This window comes from Enterococcus sp. AZ088, assembly GCF_051714845.1.
In the GTDB taxonomy this organism is placed as follows: Bacteria; Bacillota; Bacilli; order Lactobacillales; family Enterococcaceae; genus Enterococcus; species Enterococcus faecalis.
This window is the reverse complement of the sequence record NZ_JBIOSQ010000001.1, coordinates 561,956-578,559: the sequence shown is the minus strand read 5'-3', so window position 1 is coordinate 578,559 and position 16,604 is coordinate 561,956. Positions and strand designations below refer to the sequence as shown.

Genomic DNA, 16,604 nt, shown 5'->3' with positions numbered 1-16,604 from the left:
TTTTCTATTTAACGGTGAAGACATTGTGTAAATTATTTAACCATTGAGGAATAGACAAGCGGAAACTTTCGATCATTTCTAAGTCGAACCCTCGGAAGAAGCCACTTAAAATAAATAATAAGATAATGGCACCAAGCATGCCGCGTGTCATTCGGGTCCACCCTAAATCATCGACACCTTTACCGATTAAGATCCCTAATACAACTCCTGGGACAGCATTGCCCATGACTAATTGAAATAATCCGCCAAATAACGTTCCCCAAAAACCCGTCCGTTTTCCTGCATCTAAAGCCGCTAGCCAGAATAAAACGGGCATCACAGTATTGATTAAAATCGTTGCTGCAGGTACCAACACCGCAACTGCTGTTACTTGTAGCGATTCTGGAATTGCTGCAGCTGTACTATTTAAGAAAGCCACAGTCGCCATTCCTACAAAGGCCCCGACAATCCCCATTTTTTTGGGATTATGCATCGTTTTAGTGACATCTTTATCCTTTACCAATAAAATTGCTGCAGCCCAGTTAGGCACAATCCGGTGGGTCACATCTTGTGTAAAGGCACCTGCTCCGACGGCCGAAGCCCAAGCATTAAAGAAAAAACCTAAACCAAAAGAAAAGTGTGATGCTGGATCTCCTTGTGCCGCGTTCATTTCTCCTAATGTTCTAAATGCCCCTAACCCTTGCGTTTGTGGTGCATGAAACATCCGAGCAGCGCCTGCGCCAGCTGCAAAACCTAGTAAACCACCAATAAGCAATGACTTCAGCAAAATGATTACAAATTCCATTCCTTCTTCCTCCCTTTATACGCCTCTTTTTGAAAGAAACGGAACTACTACTGCGTTCGGTTCTTTAATTGTTTCCGTTAAAAAATCAACTTCTTCGACTGCAATGGCTTGGATTTCCACTTCTACAGCTAGTTCGACATGATAAATCACTCTCTTTCTAGGAAAGAAGAAGAACAGAAATTTTTCTGTATAAACTTGTTCTTTTGCCTGACGAATAGTTACTTCTTTCGGTTCAATCCGGATGAGGACCTCTGTTGTTTCTTTTAATACTTTTTTTGAAACATCATTCAACGCACTTGCAAAAGCTTCATTCTTCTTATTACCTTTTCCAGAAACAATCACGGTTTGTGTTGACCGTTTTGTGGCATCCATAATTACCGCTCCTTTCTAAGTTACTACTTTCTATGCTCCGTGTTTCTTAATAAATGCTTCAGTTACTCGTTTACCAAGTTCTTCCTGATCCATAAAACCAAATCCAAGAACAGTTTTCCCATCGTTAATTGCTGTTACCCCTTCTTCGATTGATCGCATGCCATGTCTTTCGGGATACCCGTATTTAGTAGCAGCCGTTAACGCTCCTGCACCACCACTGCCACAGAAAGAAATGCCTAAATCAGCCTTTTCTTGTTGCATCACATCTCCTAAACGCATATCAGCGCCCATTCCTGGAACAACAACCGCGCGACCACCGGCTTGCTCCACTCCTTTTGCAACATTTTGTCCTTTTCCTAAACGATCTGCGATAACTACTGTAATCATAACTTTTCCTCCTATTAATTGTTTTGTTTAGCAACTTCAAAATGAACAGCTAAAACATACCATTCATCTTCTGATAACTGACCAATTGCTTCTGTTGTTTCTTGTGCAATTTTCAACGTTTCTGGTGTTAGTTCCGTAAATAACGTCCGATCAACACCAGCTAATGTCGTTCCTTCTCTTGAACGATTCAGCATCTCATTGAGATGGTTAATCAAAATCGTCCACTGTAATTCCGTTGGTTCAATTTGTGCTTCTGCTAATCGCGCACTGGTTTGTTTGATAATCGATTGTAGCTTTTCTGGTTCAGCACTTTGTCGAATGATCTCCTGTGCTTCCATTGCTAGTTCCATCCTCTTCCTCCTTTGGTTGTTCTAAATAATTAAGTAATGCTGAAATTTCAGCATGATTGACAGGTAACTCATTTTTAGCAAATAAACATTCAATTTGCCGAATTTCTTCTTGCCGTTCATGAGATACTTCTCTATTACAAGGAATCTCTTCGTATTGTTTATTAAACGTAATCCGATGTGTCATTAATAAAACGTGAAGTAAAAAGGCTTCTTGATATTCGCTCAGTAACTTTGTTTGAAACATTCGTTTTAACTCTTCATAAATAATATACGCTTTTACTAATAAATCTTGGCTTTGTATCCGTTCATTTTTTTCAATTACATCAGATTTCGTGGAGCGAGCAGTACCTTTTCCTTGACGTTTCCCTAATAAAATTTTATCGACCTCTTCCCGAATCAAACTTAAGTCTGTGTCCGTCAACAATGGACTAACTTTAATAAATGGGTATGTCATTTCTTCAATTGGGAAAATACTCAATACCAAATCGGGCTTTTCTGCTTGAATCACTTCAGTTGCATTTAAAACAGAAGCAAATCCTGCGAGTTCAACGTTTGGTACTTCCTCTAAAATTTTTTGTTCAATTAAACTGGTCACACCTAAGCCCGTCGAGCAAACATACACAATCCTAACAACTTTAGCTTCCTGCTGTTGTCGTTCCTGAGCTGCCAAAAAATGCAACGCAATATATGCGCAGAAAGAATCGTTGACTAACAAAACAGAACGTTGAATTAATTGTTTACAAGCACTTTGAATAGCTAAAAATAACGCTGGGTGTTTTCCTTTGATTTCTTCAGAAAACGGATTGTATTCATTAATAAATAAATGTTTCTTTGTAAAACGTAAGGACAGGTGTGCAAACAAGTTCGTAAATAATTGGCGATCATTTACAAAAGGATAATTCAGCTCTTTTGAAACGCTTTCAATCACTTGCTTTGTTAATTGAACCATATCTTGCCGTTGATGGGTTCCGAATAAATCACTATAAATATAAAAATATTCATCCGCTAATAAAGGCAAGTCATAACGTTCAAACACCTCTTGTAAAAGTAAAAGTGGTACTTCGTTCCGTTGTTCAAAGCGTGTTTTTTGCGATAATACTCGGTAAGTCCCAATTGTATGTGCCATCTGCATACGTGCTGCGGCAATTGCCACTCTCAACGTAATAGATAATATTTCGGCATAATCAAATTGATTTTGATCGAGTGGATTAATTAAATTTCGCATTTTTTTCAATGCACTACGATAACAACCTTGAAACAATGTCCCTGACCCAAATTTAATTTTAGGGATTTTTTCAGCCCCTTTTGTCTTTGTCACATAGTTCATAATTTGGTAAATATCGTATTCTGTAAGTTCTTTTTGAGTGATAAATTCCATCAGTAAGCGTACATTGCTTTCTTCACCACTGATTGTAAACCCTTGCCGTGCTTGGCGAATTAAGGTTAAATCATATGCTTGCAGCAACCGTTCGACCTGTTCCAAATCACTGACAATTGTGTTTCGACTCACTAATAATTCATCTGCTAGCTGCTGTGCCGTTAAGTAACCTTTGACTGACAATAGCTGAAAAATCAATACATTGACTCGTCTTTTTTGATCAGGATAGGTTTCAAATCGATCGACATCGATAATTTCATTTTTTAACAGTAAGCGTTTAGAGTCAGGTAAATCTAGCCAGATTCCCTTATTCCGTTTTGAATAAAGTGTCTCATCGTGCTGTTCAAACCAAGCACGAATATCTTCTAAATCATACTTAATTGTTCGAACGCTGACAGTAAAGTTCTCAGCTAATTCTTGCGTGGTAATACTCCCTTCCAAATCCAAAAGCATCAATAAAATATTTATCGCTCTTTTGGACAACAACACGGTCATACCTTGTCACCTCTTTTCTTTTCCCTTTACACTTAAAACTATAGCGTTATTTTATCTGTTCCACAACACAAAAAAGTTGCACTTATAAAAGTGCAACACTTCTCTTTTCATACAAAAAAATCCCTTAACAGTAGTAACTGCTAAGGGATACCACACTATTTATTTGCATAAATAGACAGAAACCTTCTCCACAAAAGTATTCTGTCCGACACGTTACAAATCCGGTAACTGATAGCCGTACTATCGGGTGTCGTTGTGTTTGACAATCACTAGCCGTCAAAACGGAATAGCCGAAGCTATCTGATTGAGTCAACTCGTCGCATAAAACACACTTTAACACAGAATAGTTTGGATAGCAAGTGATGGTAATTATTCTTTATCGAACCATTCTTGATAAAAACTTTCAACAATTTTAACGGTTGCTATCGTTAATTCTTTCGTCATTACGGGGCTAGTTAACTTTTTGTCTTGTAAACATTGATTCACATGATTGATTTCATAGGTAAATTCACTAGTGAATTGTTCAGACCATTTGACAGTGTTGCCTTGAGCATCTGTATAATAAGCACAATCTGTTTTCCAGAAATTAGGAATAACGATTTGCCCTTTTGTCCCACAGATGGTCATTTCACTAGGTATCTTTAAACCAACATTAATAAAAATATTGCCCAACGTCCCTTCAGCAAATTTCAAAGCTAAATTACATTGACTATCCGTCGCCCCTTGCTGATATGTTGCGGTTCCCGTAACCGCTTGAATTTCTTTCCCTAATACGTATTGTAAGTATTGTAATGGATAACTTCCTGAGCCATGAAGCGCTCCACCACCCGCTTCTCTCGAGTAAAACCAGGGAATATGATCCACATTGGGATAGGCAGTAACTGACTGAACCCATAAAATTTCTCCCAATCCCCCTTCTTGAATCGTCGCCTTTACTTTTTGGGTAATTGGTAAAAAGACAGACTTCTGAGCTTCCATTAGAAAAACCCCTTGCTCCTGTGCGATTGCGAAGAGTTCTTCTGCTTCAGCAGCATTTAATGTAAATGGTTTTTCCAGTAGGACGGGTTTTCCTTGTGATAACGCAAGCTTAGCTGCTGAGTAATGTCCTTGATTGTAGGTGGGAATATAAATAATATCAATTGTTTCATCCTTACATAACTCTTCATAACTGCCATAAGCCACCGGAATCGCTAATTCTTTAGCCATTTTTTGAGCATTCTCTAAACGCCTTGATGCAATCCCGCGCACTTCAGCTTGCGCGCTTTCTCGAAGCCCTGCTACAAATCTTGGGACAATTTGGGCAGTACTCATAATTCCATAACGAATTTTATCCATATGATCGCCTCCTCTTTCTTTTTCTGATACTTCTATAAAGATAAAGCATCTCATTGAAAAATTAAAGAGCTATGTAATCAAATAAATTTCTTTTAGGAGACAATCCTTCATACTTCACTATTTTTAGAGATTATTTTCACTTCTTTACTTAAGCAAGCCAATCTAATTTTTTTGTCACTTTCTCAGTAGCTTGTTTTGCTGCAGTTACCCATTTTCCTTGTGCTGCTTTGCTTAAATCAGTTGAATACGTAGTCGTTGCTCCGTTTATTGTTTTCTTTATTTGTTGAAGCGTTTGTTGAGTCATCTTTTTTCTATTTTGAGTCGTTGCCTGACTTTGACTAGCAACAAAATTTCGAATAAGTTGTTTTTCTAATGATTTTTGTAATTCTTCTAACATCCCTATCTCCTCGCTCGTCTTTTCATTTCTTCATAATGCTGTCGTTCTTGATAAAATACTCGTTTTATCTCTTCTAATTGATGATCAATCGCTACTTGCTCTTTTTTGACGCGTTGCTCTGCTTCTTCTCGGCTATTCATTAATAGCCGATATACGATTTGTCGATTTGGCTCAACATCATAATAAGGTGCCGGTCGTTGCACTTGGAGAGAGAGCTGCTCTAAATATCGTAAAAAAAATCTTTTCTCCTCCATTACTTGTGCTAACTGATTCTCTAATTGTCTCTTTTCTGAAAAATAATGGTCCTCTTTTAGCATAAATTGATTATCCAGTTCTCTTTCCATCCTAAGTCCTCCCATAGTTAAGAAAAATAATTTGCTAACTCGCTATCTGTTGCAACTTGTTGATCAATCGTTGCCTTAATTTGAGCCACTAATTGATCTAATTCTGCTTGGATATTTCGTAACATTGTTAAAATAGTTTCATATTCATTCACTGGCTGATGAACAGTTGAAAATTCGGTCACATTTCCTTCTGCGAGTGCAGTTATTTTTTCTGTTTCGCTTAGATGCTGCCCCCAACGCTGAGCATCTGCTTTTGTATGTTGCCAAAGTTCATGGGCATTCTCTATCTCTTTTTTTAACCATTTTGTAAGGCCATCAATTTCTGTCTGAATTATATGCTTATAGCCTGTAGTAATTGCTTTTGCTTGCATCGCATCAATAAAAATTTCTTGTGCCGAAGATAAGCCACCATTTACTTGTATCATTTTTTTACGAAGTGTAGTAAGTCGCTCAATTTCTTTGTTGGCCTCATGTTGTGCTAACTGAGCATTTCCTTTAGAACGAGAAATAATATTCCCCGCTTTATCGAACTGATAGCCTCCCCACATATGTTGCGTGACCATATCAACTTTTTTGATTCCACCTCAATCAAGGTTCCCACTTGTTTTTTTGAAGAAGAATAATCAATTGGTATCAAATCTTTTGTGTCGATAAAATTAAAAATTTTCCCAGCATCCGTTAACTTATCAGCAGTGGTTTGTTGTTGTTCATTTAAAATACTATAAATGTTAGGGCCTTGATAAATATAGACACCAGAAATACGTGTATGAAAAACTTCTGGCAAATCCGAAACTGCATATTGACCATTCATCGAACCTAACGAATGTTCATAAATATCTACTAAAGCATTCGGATACGCTTTCATTGTTTCTTGTAACGTAATTGAGGCTGATTTTAATTGAGGAATTGCGCTTTCACCGCCATTCATAATTTGCATCGCGGCAGGGATATCATTTTCCAACCAATCTGAACGAACATCTTGATACGTCGGATTAGACGAATCAAATAAATTCCCTTTATCAGGAGCTGTTGAACCTCGGTACAAAACAGTAACTTCTGTAACCGCTTGTCGTTCGCTTAAAGATGCTGTCGGTGGAACGTATTGATCGGTTATGACAAAAGATTGTTCACCAGTGGATTTATCGTTTACTTGGGAGACATAACCAATTGTTTTTCCATTATCAAGTACTACTACTTTTTTTAAACCCCAATTTTGATATTCTTTTTTTGCGATTTCAACTCTTTCATTACCTGTAAAAGTCATTCTCTCTCTCCTTTTTTAATTCCTCTTTCAAATCATTTGAATATCCTGAAATTACATATTTGCTGGAAAATCCATTATCCTTATTTTTATCTAAATTAAATAATATATCTAAATTTTTATCCGAATTGATAAATATTACACCATCGATCCCTCCCATTGGGTTATGCTTCACACTCTCCTCATCAATTTCATAGGACTTAATAATTCCTTCACTAGTTAAAGCATCTGGATCTAAATTTCGCAGTCCTTCTTCAATCACTTTTTTCGCTTCATCACTTTTAACAATCGTCAACATTTCTTCATGAAATCTTTTACTATCCATGTATTTTTTTCCTCCTATTCCTAAAATAAAAATGAGCAATAAACAACTAATTAGAATCATGGTTTTCTTTTTTTTAGTCAATGGTTCACCTCCTTTTTCTAAAAAGAGATTCTCGTTGTTCTACTCGCTATGCACCAGAATATGATTTACTCATTTCCATCTTCCTTTCTAAGTTGTTTCCCTAACCTATGTGAATTACCTGAAATGACATATTCACTAGAAAAAGAAAGATTATTCTCTCTTAATAGATGAAAATAAATGTATAACTCTTTATCTTTATTTATATATAGTGTCCCATCAATCCCTCCCATTGGGTTATGCTTCACACTCTCCTCATCAATTTCATAGGACTTAATAATTCCTTCACTAGTTAAAGCTTTTGAATCCAAATTTCGCAGTCCTTCTTCAAACACTTTTTTCGCTTCATCACTTTTAACAATCACCAACATTTCTTCATGAAATCTTTTACTATCCATGTATTTTTTCCTCCTATTCCTAAAATGAAAATGAGCAATAAACAACTAATTAGAATGATGGTTTTCTTTTTTTTAGTCAATGGTTACCCTCCTCAAATACTTTGATTGCTAAATTAAAGTATTTTCCATCATCTGAATATCATTTAGATATGTACGAAATTCTTTTACTATACGAGAAAAGCGAATAGTTAGAAACTATTTCAAAAAAAAGAAACCGTTTCCCCAAAACGATTTCTTTATATGTAAATTAACGGATACCAACGCTAACTTTTAAAGCTTGATTGACCTGTTCCATCTCTTCACGAGAAAGCTGACAAACCTTGTGTAGCATTCGTTCTTTATCCAATGTTCGAATTTGTTCTAACAAAATAAGTGATGGCGTCCTGCACTCGTTATGGGGAATTTCGATGAGGACTTGCGTTGGTTGCAGCCGCTTGCTTACGTTACGGGTAATCGGTGCAACAATCAACGTTGGACTAAATAAGTTACCTTTGTTATTTTGAATAATCAGGACAGGTCGAATCCCACCTTGTTCAGAACCAACAACTGGTGAGAGATTCGCATAAAAAACCTCACCTCTTTTTATCATTCAGATTCCCTTCCCTCCTTTTCCTTTAAAAAATTATAGCATATTGTTTCTTGCAATATTTTCAACTTTTTAGCTATCCCTTAAAATATTTGATAAAACCACCCTTTAAAAGTCAAAAAAAGCTTAAACAGTCGACTCTGATATAGAGACGGCTATTTAAGCTAACTATTACATTTTTGTTAAAATACTATCCACTTTTGTATTAATTAAATCAATAGCGACGTGGTTTTCGCCACCTTCTGGCACAATGATATCTGCATAACGTTTCGTAGGTTCAATAAATTGGTGATACATGGGCTTGACGACTGTCAAATATTGTTCAATCACAGAATCCAACGTACGGCCACGTTCTTCCATATCACGCTTGATTCGACGAATAATACGGATGTCATCATCTGTATCCACATACACTTTAATATCCATTAAATCCCTTAAGCGGCGATCTTCTAAAATTAAAATCCCTTCAAGAATAATTACTTCTTTCGGTTCTTGGATCACCGTTTCTGTACTTCTTGTATGCGCAACATAGTCATAAACTGGCTTTTCAATGGCTTGATAGTTTAACAGTTGTTCAACATGTTGAATCAATAAATCTGTATCAAACGCAAAAGGATGATCATAATTGGTATTTAAACGTTCTTCAAAACTCAAATGGCTCTGATCTTTATAATAAGAATCCTGTTCTAACATCATAATTGAATGATCGGGAAAATTATTAAAAATCGCACGGCTAACACTGGTTTTTCCGCTTCCTGATCCGCCAGTAACACCAATGATAATTGGCTGACTATCTTTCATGTATAAACCTCTTTCTTTTCAAAAACTTCATTGTCTTTTACTATTATAATGAAAACTCTGAAGAATGCCAGACCTTTTCCAAGACTTTTCATGTGATTTTTATCTTCTTATGAAAAATCTGCCCACACTTCTTTCAATTACAGTATACTTATCAATAAAAGGAGAATCCTACCTATGATTAAAAAAGTCAAAAAAGAAACACTTACAACGGCGCATTACGCTCTTCTTTATGAGGCAGATCCAGCAAAAAAAATGGTGGCAGATTATATTACCCGCGGCATTTGCTTTGACTATCAGACTGAAGAACTTCAAGGAATTTTAGTCTTGTTGCCGACTCACCCACGGACATTGGAAATCGTAAACATCGCTGTCTCAGAAGAAAGCCGAGAGCGGGGCATCGGGCAAGAATTATTACATTTTGCCATTGATTTTGCCAAAAAAGAAAAGTATGATTACTTGGAGATTGGGACTGGGAGCACAGGCTTTCAACAGCTATATCTCTACCAAAAAGTCGGTTTTCGAATGACACATATTGAACCAGATTTTTTTATCCATCATTATGATGAGCCTATTATAGAAAACGGCTTGCCTTTAAAGGATATGGTTCGCTTACGGTTACATTTAAGTTAAAAAGAGGTCGGGACAGAACCGTTTAGCTCCGAGAAATAAGAAGAAATTTCCGAAAATTGCTCTTTAATTTTTGGAGAATTTCGGCTTATTTCCGAAGGAGTTGGTTCTGTTCCCGCCGTTTATCAGTTTTTGAGCGTGGAGCAAAAATCCAAAGTGATTTTTGTCCCACGCTCTTTTTAATGCCCAAGAATTGGTAACAACTCATCTAGCTGTTGAATCGTATAATTGGGTTGAATGGTTGGTGTTGCTGGAGCGGAGGTCGGATTGAGCCAAACAGTTTGAATTTTCGCTTGTTGGCCTCCTTGAATATCTGAATGCAAAGAATCGCCAATAATCATTGTTTTTTCTCGACTAAAATTAGGAATCCGTTCAAAAACAAAATCAAAATACTCTTTCATTGGTTTTTGATAACCCACTTCTTCTGAAACAAAAATATCTTTAAAATAAGGCATTAATTTCGAATCTTCCAATCGACGATACTGTGTTTTTGCCACTCCATTTGTCACAATATATAAATCATAATGGGGTGCTAATTTTTCCAAGATACGTTGACTATTGCCAAGCAAGTCATGTCCTTGACTTAAATATTCTCGGTAGTTTTCTCCCATTTTAACGCTATCAACTTCTCGATTAAACGCGTCAAACAATAAACCAAACCGTGTATCAAGGAGAACATCTTTTGTTATTTTTCCTTCTTCAAATGAACGCCATAATCCTTGATTAATTCGGTGGTATGTTGACTCGACTTCAGATGTAAATGGTACATTTTCTTCTTCAAATAAGGCATGGAGCGCCTTCTTTTCAGCCAATTTAAAATCTAACAATGTATCATCAACATCAAAAAGCAATGTTTTCATTTCCGTTCCTCTTCTCTTTTCAAATTACTCGGTAACGCTTTGCTTGTTTGTTGTTTTTCAATAAAAAAATAAGGCAATAGCAATTGTAACTCTTCTCTTGTTAATGAACGATAAGCACCTAAAGGTAATTGCGGATCTAGCCGCAACGGCCCCATAGTTTGACGTTTTAAAGCAGTCACTTTTTTCCCCACAGATAAAAACATTTTTTTCACTTGGTGAAATTTTCCTTCTTGAATAGTCAGGAAAACATGACTCTCCGTTTCAGTCGCTGCAAGAACAGTTATTTTTGCTGGCTTACATTGAATGCCTCCTTGCAAAACAATCCCATCTTTAAATTTAGCACAATCTTCTGCAGAGACCAAACCATTGACTTTCACTTCATAACATTTCGCTACTTCTTTATTTGGCCGAATTAATTGATACCCTAATTGTCCATTATCTGTTAATAGAAGTAACCCTTCCGTATCGCCATCGAGTCTGCCCACTGGATAAAGACCAGGGCGTCTGTCTTGTGGCGCAATCAAATCAATAACTGTTTTTTTAGATGCATCTGAGACAGCGCTAACCACACCTTTTGGCTTATTCAACATATAGTACACATGGGTCTTATGCGAAATTAATTGTCCTTTTACTTTAATCATTTGTAATTGCGCATCGACATTTTGGCTTTCATTTAAAGTCACGATGCCATCCACAGTGACCTGCTTGCCTTTGATTAATCGTTTCACCGTTTTGCGTGATCCAAACTGAAGTTCTTCTAGTAATTTATCTAATCGCATTGTTCAGCTCCATTCTGGTATAAGTATAGTGGAATCCGTTAAAGATGAAAAGTGGAAAAAGGTAATTCCTTGACGTATAAAAATATAAGTGTTACGGTTAATAAGTAAAGTAAATAAAGGTTTCTCAAAAACAGCGTAATGACCTGGGAGAGAACAACGATAACAATGAACCATTCCCATGAGTGTTGCCTGGCAATATTTGTGGGGATTTTTTGATTATTGTTAGCATTTTTCTAGACAAGAACAACTGAAAAAAGAGTTTCTTTTTTCCATTATGTTTTGTTTCTGAGTTTAACCAAATCACTCATTATTTCAAGGAGGAATTAGGTTATGTCAGTACAATTAGAAGTTAAAGAAAGAGCTATCCGTCCACGTTCACTAAGAAATCAGCTACGTCACGAAGGGAAAGTACCTGCCATTGTTTACGGTTACCAAATTGAAAGTACACCAATCTATTTTGAAGAAAAAGACTTATCAAAAATTTTACGCGAACATGGTGCTAACACCGTTATTAAAATGACAGTTGATGGGAAAAACATCAACACATTAATGTCGAAAGCACAATTAGATACCTTTACTGGTCAAATGCTTCATGTTGAATTCTTATCTGTAAATATGAAAGAAACAACAGAAGTCGAAGCAGAAGTTCAATTAATTGGTGAATCTGCAGGTGTGAAAGCTGGGGGTACCTTAGCTCAAAACTTGTACACTGTTTTAGTGGCAGCCACACCAGATAAATTGCCAGAATCAATTGAAGTAGATATTACAAACTTAGAAATTGGTGATGCTCTTACAATCGCTGATTTACCTGAACACAAAGACTATGAAATTTTAACTGATCCAGAAGAACAACTAGTTGCTATTGTTGAAGCACAAACTGCTCCTGAAGAAGAAGAAGGAACAGCTGCTGAAACGACTGAACCAGAATTAGCCGAATAAAGAGTACACTTTTGTTCAGCTGATTCTCTTAAGTTTTAGAAATGGGATGTACGTTGAAACAACGTACGTCCCATTTTCTTTTTACTGCATGTCTTGATTTCTTCACATAAATGATGACACCTGCAAAGCTAGGAAGCTACAGAGGAATATTAAATTTTTGCTAATCTACGCAATATTTTCAAACGAAACAATTTCTTTTTTTTAAATTTGCAGTATACTAAAAGTAAGTAAACAAAAAGGAGGTCATCCATATGTTTGAACGTTTTGATAGTGACCGTAGCCGCTATGCTTCATTAGGTGTTGTTTCCAGCTTACCTAGTGGCTTAATTGATAGTATTTGGTTGATTATTGACTTAAATCTAAAAGGGGTTATCCCTTTAAACGACTTACTTCACTTTGATTTGTTGAACAATAATGGCAAAGTGACTGTCCATTTTTCTCAAGAAAATAGTTCAGTAGAAATGGCCATCGACTTACCATTTAGTTATTCTACGGCATATCCGTCGCGAATTTTTGCTTTTGATGATGGCCATCGTGAAACGATTTTATTACCTGCAGAAATGTTAGAATCTTAAATAATTTCAACAAACAAAAATACCACCGAATGAAACACTCGGTGGTATTTTTTAATTTTAAAATTTTACGCCTTGCGGTTTACAATAAAAGAGTAAATTGCGATACAGATAATCGCTCCTAGCAACGCTGAGATAATTGGAAAGCCGCCGATGACTGGTCCTAAAGAAGGCAACAAGAGTGATGCTACCCAACTTCCTAAAAAGCCCACGATAATATTTCCAATAATGCCACCTGGCACATCTTTTCCTAAAATTGCGCCAGCAATTGCGCCAATAATTCCTCCGACAATTAATGCCCATAGAAAGCTAAACATTTGAAAAACCTACCTTTCATAGTTGATTTTTTTAGTTAATTTTCCTACTTTAAGGATAAAACAGAAAGCAGACTTTTTCAAAAGATAGGACTTTTCAGAAGTCAATTTATTCTTCTACATAAGCTAAACGATAGGATACTGTGCGACCAAAAGAAAATACTTGCAAACCTTGTAAGCGATCTGATTTCAAGTAACCAATGGCTCCTTGGAATAGTGGTAAAACGCCGGCATCTTTTTCAATTAATGTTTTTTCTAAACTTAGTAATTCATTCCAGCGTTTTTCAGGTTCATTGGCGTAATCTTTTCTAACTTTTTGGAGACCCGCATCATACGCTGAATCGTTATAACCAGAAGTATTTAAGCCACTTTTTGAGTCATAAAATTCTAAAAAATTAATGGGATCAGCATAGTCAGGTGTCCATGTTCCAAAGGCTAAATCGTAATTACCTGCTGTTTGTAAATCCAAACGATTTTGCAAAGGCAATGATTTTAATTTGATTGTTAAACCTGGTAAATTTTGTTGCAATTGCCCTTGAACAAATTCAATGGTTTTCTTGGCAATCGCTGAGTCCGCTGAGATTAGTTCCAATTCAATTTTATCTTTGCCCAACTCTTCTTTCGCTTTGTTCCAGTTAGCTTGGGCTTCTTTAATATTATATGGCAATAAATCACCATTTTCTTTGCGGAAATCTTCACCTGTATCTGGATTTTTTGCAAAATTAGCTGGTACAAAACCATTTAAAGCTGTCGAGCCATCTCCTAAAATTTCTTTTGCAAAAGTTTCTTTATCAATCGCTTGTAAAAAAGCTTTTCGAACATGTTCGTTGCCGGTAATTTCACGGCGATGATTGGGACTTAAATAACCCACCATGGCTTTAGGCACAAAATGCGCTTGTTTTGACTCTTTATACTGAAGTGCATAAGTATCTGCTAAAACAGTGTAATCTAAATCGCCATTATCAAAAAGATTGGCTCCTGTGCCAATTTCTTTCACTACTTGAACATCAATTTCATTCAATTTTACGTGTTCTTTATCCCAATAATGATCATTCTTCTTCAATTTCCAAGTTTCGGAATTGCCATCCCAACCTGAAATTACAAATGGTCCATTGCCAACAAAATTATCTGCAGAAGTCCCATAGGCAGTACCTTTTTCTTTGGCAAAGGCTTCATTTTTAGGCATAAAAGGTGTTCCAACTAAGACTTGGGCTAAATAAGGAATTGGATTTTCCAATGTTAGTTCTAGTGTCTGGTCATCGATTGCTTTGACACCAAATTCTTCCATCGTGGCTTGTCCTTCCCGCACCGCACGCCCATTTTTAAAAATATCCATTTGATTACTGCTACTTGAACCATACGCTGGATCGACCACGTTTCTAAACGCAACTACAAAATCCCCTGCTTTAACTGGATCCCCGTTTGTCCATTTTGCTTCTCGTAACTTGAATGTATAGACTAACCCGTCTTCACTAACTTGTGGCTCTGCTTTCGCCATAGCTAGCTCAGGATCTCCGTTTTTATCTTGTCGATACAAGCCTTCAACTACTTGACCAATCATATCGGAACTATAGACATCTGTATAATGAGCGCTGTCTAATGTCGAGAGTTCACCACCAGATGCGACGTTAATTTTCTGTGTAATTGGTTCGTTCGAGGTTGTTTTCGAACCGCCACTTCCACATGCTGCTAAAACCAAGCCCAGTGCAACAAGTCCGATTAACCACTTTTTCTGTTTCATACCAAAACTCCTCCTTCTGTTCAAACAACTTACCTACATTTTACATGATTTTCCATACATTTGTCTTTTTTCAGCACTTACTTTTTGAAAGAAAAATATTTTTTAAGAATAAGAGTTGACAGATATTTTTTCTGGTGGTAAAGTATTGAAAAACAGAGAACAGAAGAGTAACTGTTTCCTTTAGTGAAGAGAGTCTTTGGTTGGTGGAAAAAGACGTAAAGAAACAGCGAACCACATCTGGGAGTTGACTTTTTGAACCCTTAGTAGGAAAGTCCGGGACCACTCGTTAACAGGCGAAGTTATGAACTTCATAAGGTTCGTGTTGCGAAACACGAATAAACTAAGGTGGAACCACGATAATTGATTATTCGTCCTTTGGCTAGTCAGCCAAAGGACTTTTTTGTTTTTTAGATGCGCTTTTCAACCTGAGAGAGTGCCTTAACTGCTCAAGTCTGTTGTCCTCTTTTCTATATGCTTAATGGGATAAGCTAGAAAAGCAACAGGTTTTCTGTTCCGTTCGAACAATTTCATACTTACAATCAAGGCTTAGGACATAGTAATTTAGCTCTTCCTTTACAGAGACTTTTTCATTGGCTGAAAGAAAAAGATGGATTCTTCTTTACTCACACCTAAAAGATGTTTTTCTGAATCCTTTAGTAAGAAAAACCGGTGACTCTATCGTTAACAGAGAGTAGTTGTCAACGCAACTACATAAGGCTTATCTTGTGAAAGATAAGTAAATTGAGGTGGCACCACGAATGCGATTCGTCCTCTTGGCTCACAGCCAAGAGGTTTTTTTGTTTTTTAATAAAAATTGTTGGAGGAAAAAATGATGGATTATATTTTAGAAATTTTACCTGCTTTAGTTAGCGGAGCTGGCATGACACTGAAAGTCTTTTTCTTTACGCTCCTTGGCTCGATTCCACTGGGGATTATCATTGCCTTTATTTTACAAAGTTCATTTAAACCTTTACGTTACTTAATTAACCTCTACATTTGGTTAATGCGCGGCACTCCGCTATTGTTACAATTAATTTTTGTTTTTTACGGCTTACCATTAATTGGTATTGTCTTTGAACGTTATGATGCGGCCTTATTCGCATTTATTTTAAATTATGCTGCGTACTTTGCTGAAATTTTCCGCGGGGGGATTCAAGCAATTCCCCAAGGTCAATATGAAGCTGCTAAGGTTTTACGTTTAACACGCTTTCAAACAGTCACCCGGATTATTTTGCCACAAGTTGTTAAAATCGTGCTGCCTTCCGTAGGAAATGAAATTATCAATTTGGTCAAGGATACTTCTCTTATTTATGTACTTGGCTTAGGCGATCTTTTACGTGCTGGTAAAATTGCGATGAGCCGCGATGTTACATTAGTACCATTAGCTTTAGTGGGAGTGATTTATTTACTCTTTACGGCAATTTTGACTGTTGCTTCTAAGAAAATTGAAAAATTCTATCAATATTATAAATAGGAGGACT

The 16,604-nt window shown here is 36.6% G+C and carries 22 protein-coding genes and 2 other annotated features; of the genes, 4 read left to right on the top strand and 18 right to left on the bottom strand.

The genetic code is table 11. The features are described 5' to 3' along the window. Positions 1–4: 4 nt before the first annotated feature. The 14 genes from IGL17_RS02820 to udk all read right to left on the bottom strand — a co-directional run bounded on the left by IGL17_RS02820 (position 5) and on the right by udk (position 9,291). Positions 5–784, bottom strand: a complete 780-nt coding sequence (locus IGL17_RS02820; protein WP_438839732.1) for a DUF4311 domain-containing protein — start codon at positions 782–784, stop codon at positions 5–7. 15 nt (positions 785–799) lie between these two features. After that, positions 800–1,156 carry a DUF4312 family protein gene (locus IGL17_RS02815; protein ID WP_002355708.1) on the bottom strand — a complete coding sequence of 119 codons (357 nt, stop codon included), beginning with the start codon at positions 1,154–1,156 and terminating at the stop codon, positions 800–802. A gap of 30 nt (positions 1,157–1,186) precedes the next feature. Next, entirely contained in the window at positions 1,187–1,543 is a 357-nt protein-coding gene (locus tag IGL17_RS02810; protein ID WP_002355707.1) for a glycine-rich SFCGS family protein, read from the bottom strand. Between the two features lie 14 nt (positions 1,544–1,557). After that, positions 1,558–1,881 (bottom strand): PRD domain-containing protein, encoded by a 324-nt coding sequence (locus IGL17_RS02805; RefSeq protein ID WP_002386165.1) that lies wholly within the window; start codon positions 1,879–1,881, stop codon positions 1,558–1,560. Further along, complete coding sequence (locus tag IGL17_RS02800; protein WP_002388793.1) at positions 1,847–3,766, bottom strand: BglG family transcription antiterminator; 1,920 nt, start codon at positions 3,764–3,766, stop codon at positions 1,847–1,849. Before IGL17_RS02800 ends, IGL17_RS02805 begins: the two co-directional genes overlap by 35 nt. 369 nt (positions 3,767–4,135) lie before the next feature. Then, positions 4,136–5,101, bottom strand: coding sequence for a Gfo/Idh/MocA family protein (locus IGL17_RS02795; protein ID WP_025193399.1), 966 nt, complete (start codon positions 5,099–5,101; stop codon positions 4,136–4,138). Between the two features lie 148 nt (positions 5,102–5,249). Then, positions 5,250–5,498, bottom strand: coding sequence for a hypothetical protein (locus tag IGL17_RS02790; RefSeq protein WP_002373479.1), 249 nt, complete (start codon positions 5,496–5,498; stop codon positions 5,250–5,252). 2 nt (positions 5,499–5,500) lie between these two features. Then, positions 5,501–5,842, bottom strand: a complete 342-nt coding sequence (locus IGL17_RS02785) for a hypothetical protein (RefSeq protein ID WP_229206990.1) — start codon at positions 5,840–5,842, stop codon at positions 5,501–5,503. Between the two features lie 17 nt (positions 5,843–5,859). Further along, complete coding sequence (locus IGL17_RS02780) at positions 5,860–6,267, bottom strand: hypothetical protein (protein ID WP_146098374.1); 408 nt, start codon at positions 6,265–6,267, stop codon at positions 5,860–5,862. A gap of 53 nt (positions 6,268–6,320) precedes the next feature. After that, on the bottom strand, positions 6,321–7,106 hold the full coding sequence (locus tag IGL17_RS02775; RefSeq protein WP_016618178.1) for a hypothetical protein: 786 nt from the start codon (positions 7,104–7,106) through the stop codon (positions 6,321–6,323). Continuing rightward, a complete protein-coding gene (locus IGL17_RS02770; protein ID WP_078126872.1) occupies positions 7,090–7,488 on the bottom strand; it encodes a DUF1310 family protein in 399 nt (132 codons plus the stop codon). Before IGL17_RS02770 ends, IGL17_RS02775 begins: the two co-directional genes overlap by 17 nt. Before the next feature lie 86 nt (positions 7,489–7,574). Continuing rightward, entirely contained in the window at positions 7,575–7,904 is a 330-nt protein-coding gene (locus IGL17_RS02765; RefSeq protein WP_016618179.1) for a DUF1310 family protein, read from the bottom strand. Positions 7,905–8,151: 247 nt separating this feature from the next. Continuing rightward, complete coding sequence (locus IGL17_RS02760) at positions 8,152–8,493, bottom strand: type II toxin-antitoxin system PemK/MazF family toxin (RefSeq protein WP_002355703.1); 342 nt, start codon at positions 8,491–8,493, stop codon at positions 8,152–8,154. A gap of 168 nt (positions 8,494–8,661) precedes the next feature. Continuing rightward, positions 8,662–9,291: a uridine kinase gene (udk, locus tag IGL17_RS02755; protein ID WP_002355702.1), complete on the bottom strand. Its 630-nt coding sequence runs from the start codon at positions 9,289–9,291 to the stop codon at positions 8,662–8,664. A 174-nt stretch (positions 9,292–9,465) separates the two neighbouring features. Between udk and IGL17_RS02750 the strand changes: the two genes are divergently transcribed. After that, positions 9,466–9,921 (top strand): GNAT family N-acetyltransferase, encoded by a 456-nt coding sequence (locus IGL17_RS02750; protein ID WP_016618180.1) that lies wholly within the window; start codon positions 9,466–9,468, stop codon positions 9,919–9,921. A gap of 176 nt (positions 9,922–10,097) precedes the next feature. Here the strand turns inward: IGL17_RS02750 and IGL17_RS02745 are convergent, their stop codons facing one another. Together IGL17_RS02745 and IGL17_RS02740 are read right to left on the bottom strand one after the other, a co-directional pair. Continuing rightward, positions 10,098–10,778 (bottom strand): YjjG family noncanonical pyrimidine nucleotidase, encoded by a 681-nt coding sequence (locus IGL17_RS02745; RefSeq protein WP_002355700.1) that lies wholly within the window; start codon positions 10,776–10,778, stop codon positions 10,098–10,100. Then, complete coding sequence (locus tag IGL17_RS02740) at positions 10,775–11,557, bottom strand: pseudouridine synthase (RefSeq protein ID WP_002361308.1); 783 nt, start codon at positions 11,555–11,557, stop codon at positions 10,775–10,777. The genes IGL17_RS02745 and IGL17_RS02740 overlap by 4 nt, the downstream gene beginning before the upstream one ends. A gap of 330 nt (positions 11,558–11,887) precedes the next feature. Here IGL17_RS02740 and IGL17_RS02735 point away from each other — a divergent pair, with 330 nt between their 5' ends. Both IGL17_RS02735 and IGL17_RS02730 read left to right on the top strand, forming a co-directional pair. Beyond that, positions 11,888–12,496: a 50S ribosomal protein L25/general stress protein Ctc gene (locus IGL17_RS02735; protein ID WP_002358773.1), complete on the top strand. Its 609-nt coding sequence runs from the start codon at positions 11,888–11,890 to the stop codon at positions 12,494–12,496. 251 nt (positions 12,497–12,747) lie between these two features. Further along, positions 12,748–13,071, top strand: a complete 324-nt coding sequence (locus IGL17_RS02730) for a DUF960 domain-containing protein (RefSeq protein ID WP_002355697.1) — start codon at positions 12,748–12,750, stop codon at positions 13,069–13,071. A 65-nt stretch (positions 13,072–13,136) separates the two neighbouring features. Here IGL17_RS02730 and IGL17_RS02725 read toward each other — a convergent pair whose 3' ends face one another. Both IGL17_RS02725 and IGL17_RS02720 read right to left on the bottom strand, forming a co-directional pair. Next, a complete protein-coding gene (locus IGL17_RS02725; RefSeq protein WP_002355684.1) occupies positions 13,137–13,385 on the bottom strand; it encodes a GlsB/YeaQ/YmgE family stress response membrane protein in 249 nt (82 codons plus the stop codon). Between the two features lie 106 nt (positions 13,386–13,491). Then, on the bottom strand, positions 13,492–15,123 hold the full coding sequence (locus IGL17_RS02720) for a peptide ABC transporter substrate-binding protein (protein ID WP_016616963.1): 1,632 nt from the start codon (positions 15,121–15,123) through the stop codon (positions 13,492–13,494). A 146-nt stretch (positions 15,124–15,269) separates the two neighbouring features. Further along, positions 15,270–15,502 (top strand) — a binding site (T-box leader). A gap of 154 nt (positions 15,503–15,656) precedes the next feature. Beyond that, positions 15,657–15,899 (top strand) — a binding site (T-box leader). Positions 15,900–15,952: 53 nt separating this feature from the next. Between IGL17_RS02720 and IGL17_RS02715 the strand changes: the two genes are divergently transcribed. Then, complete coding sequence (locus IGL17_RS02715; protein WP_002383057.1) at positions 15,953–16,597, top strand: amino acid ABC transporter permease; 645 nt, start codon at positions 15,953–15,955, stop codon at positions 16,595–16,597. The last annotated feature ends 7 nt before the right edge of the window (positions 16,598–16,604 follow it).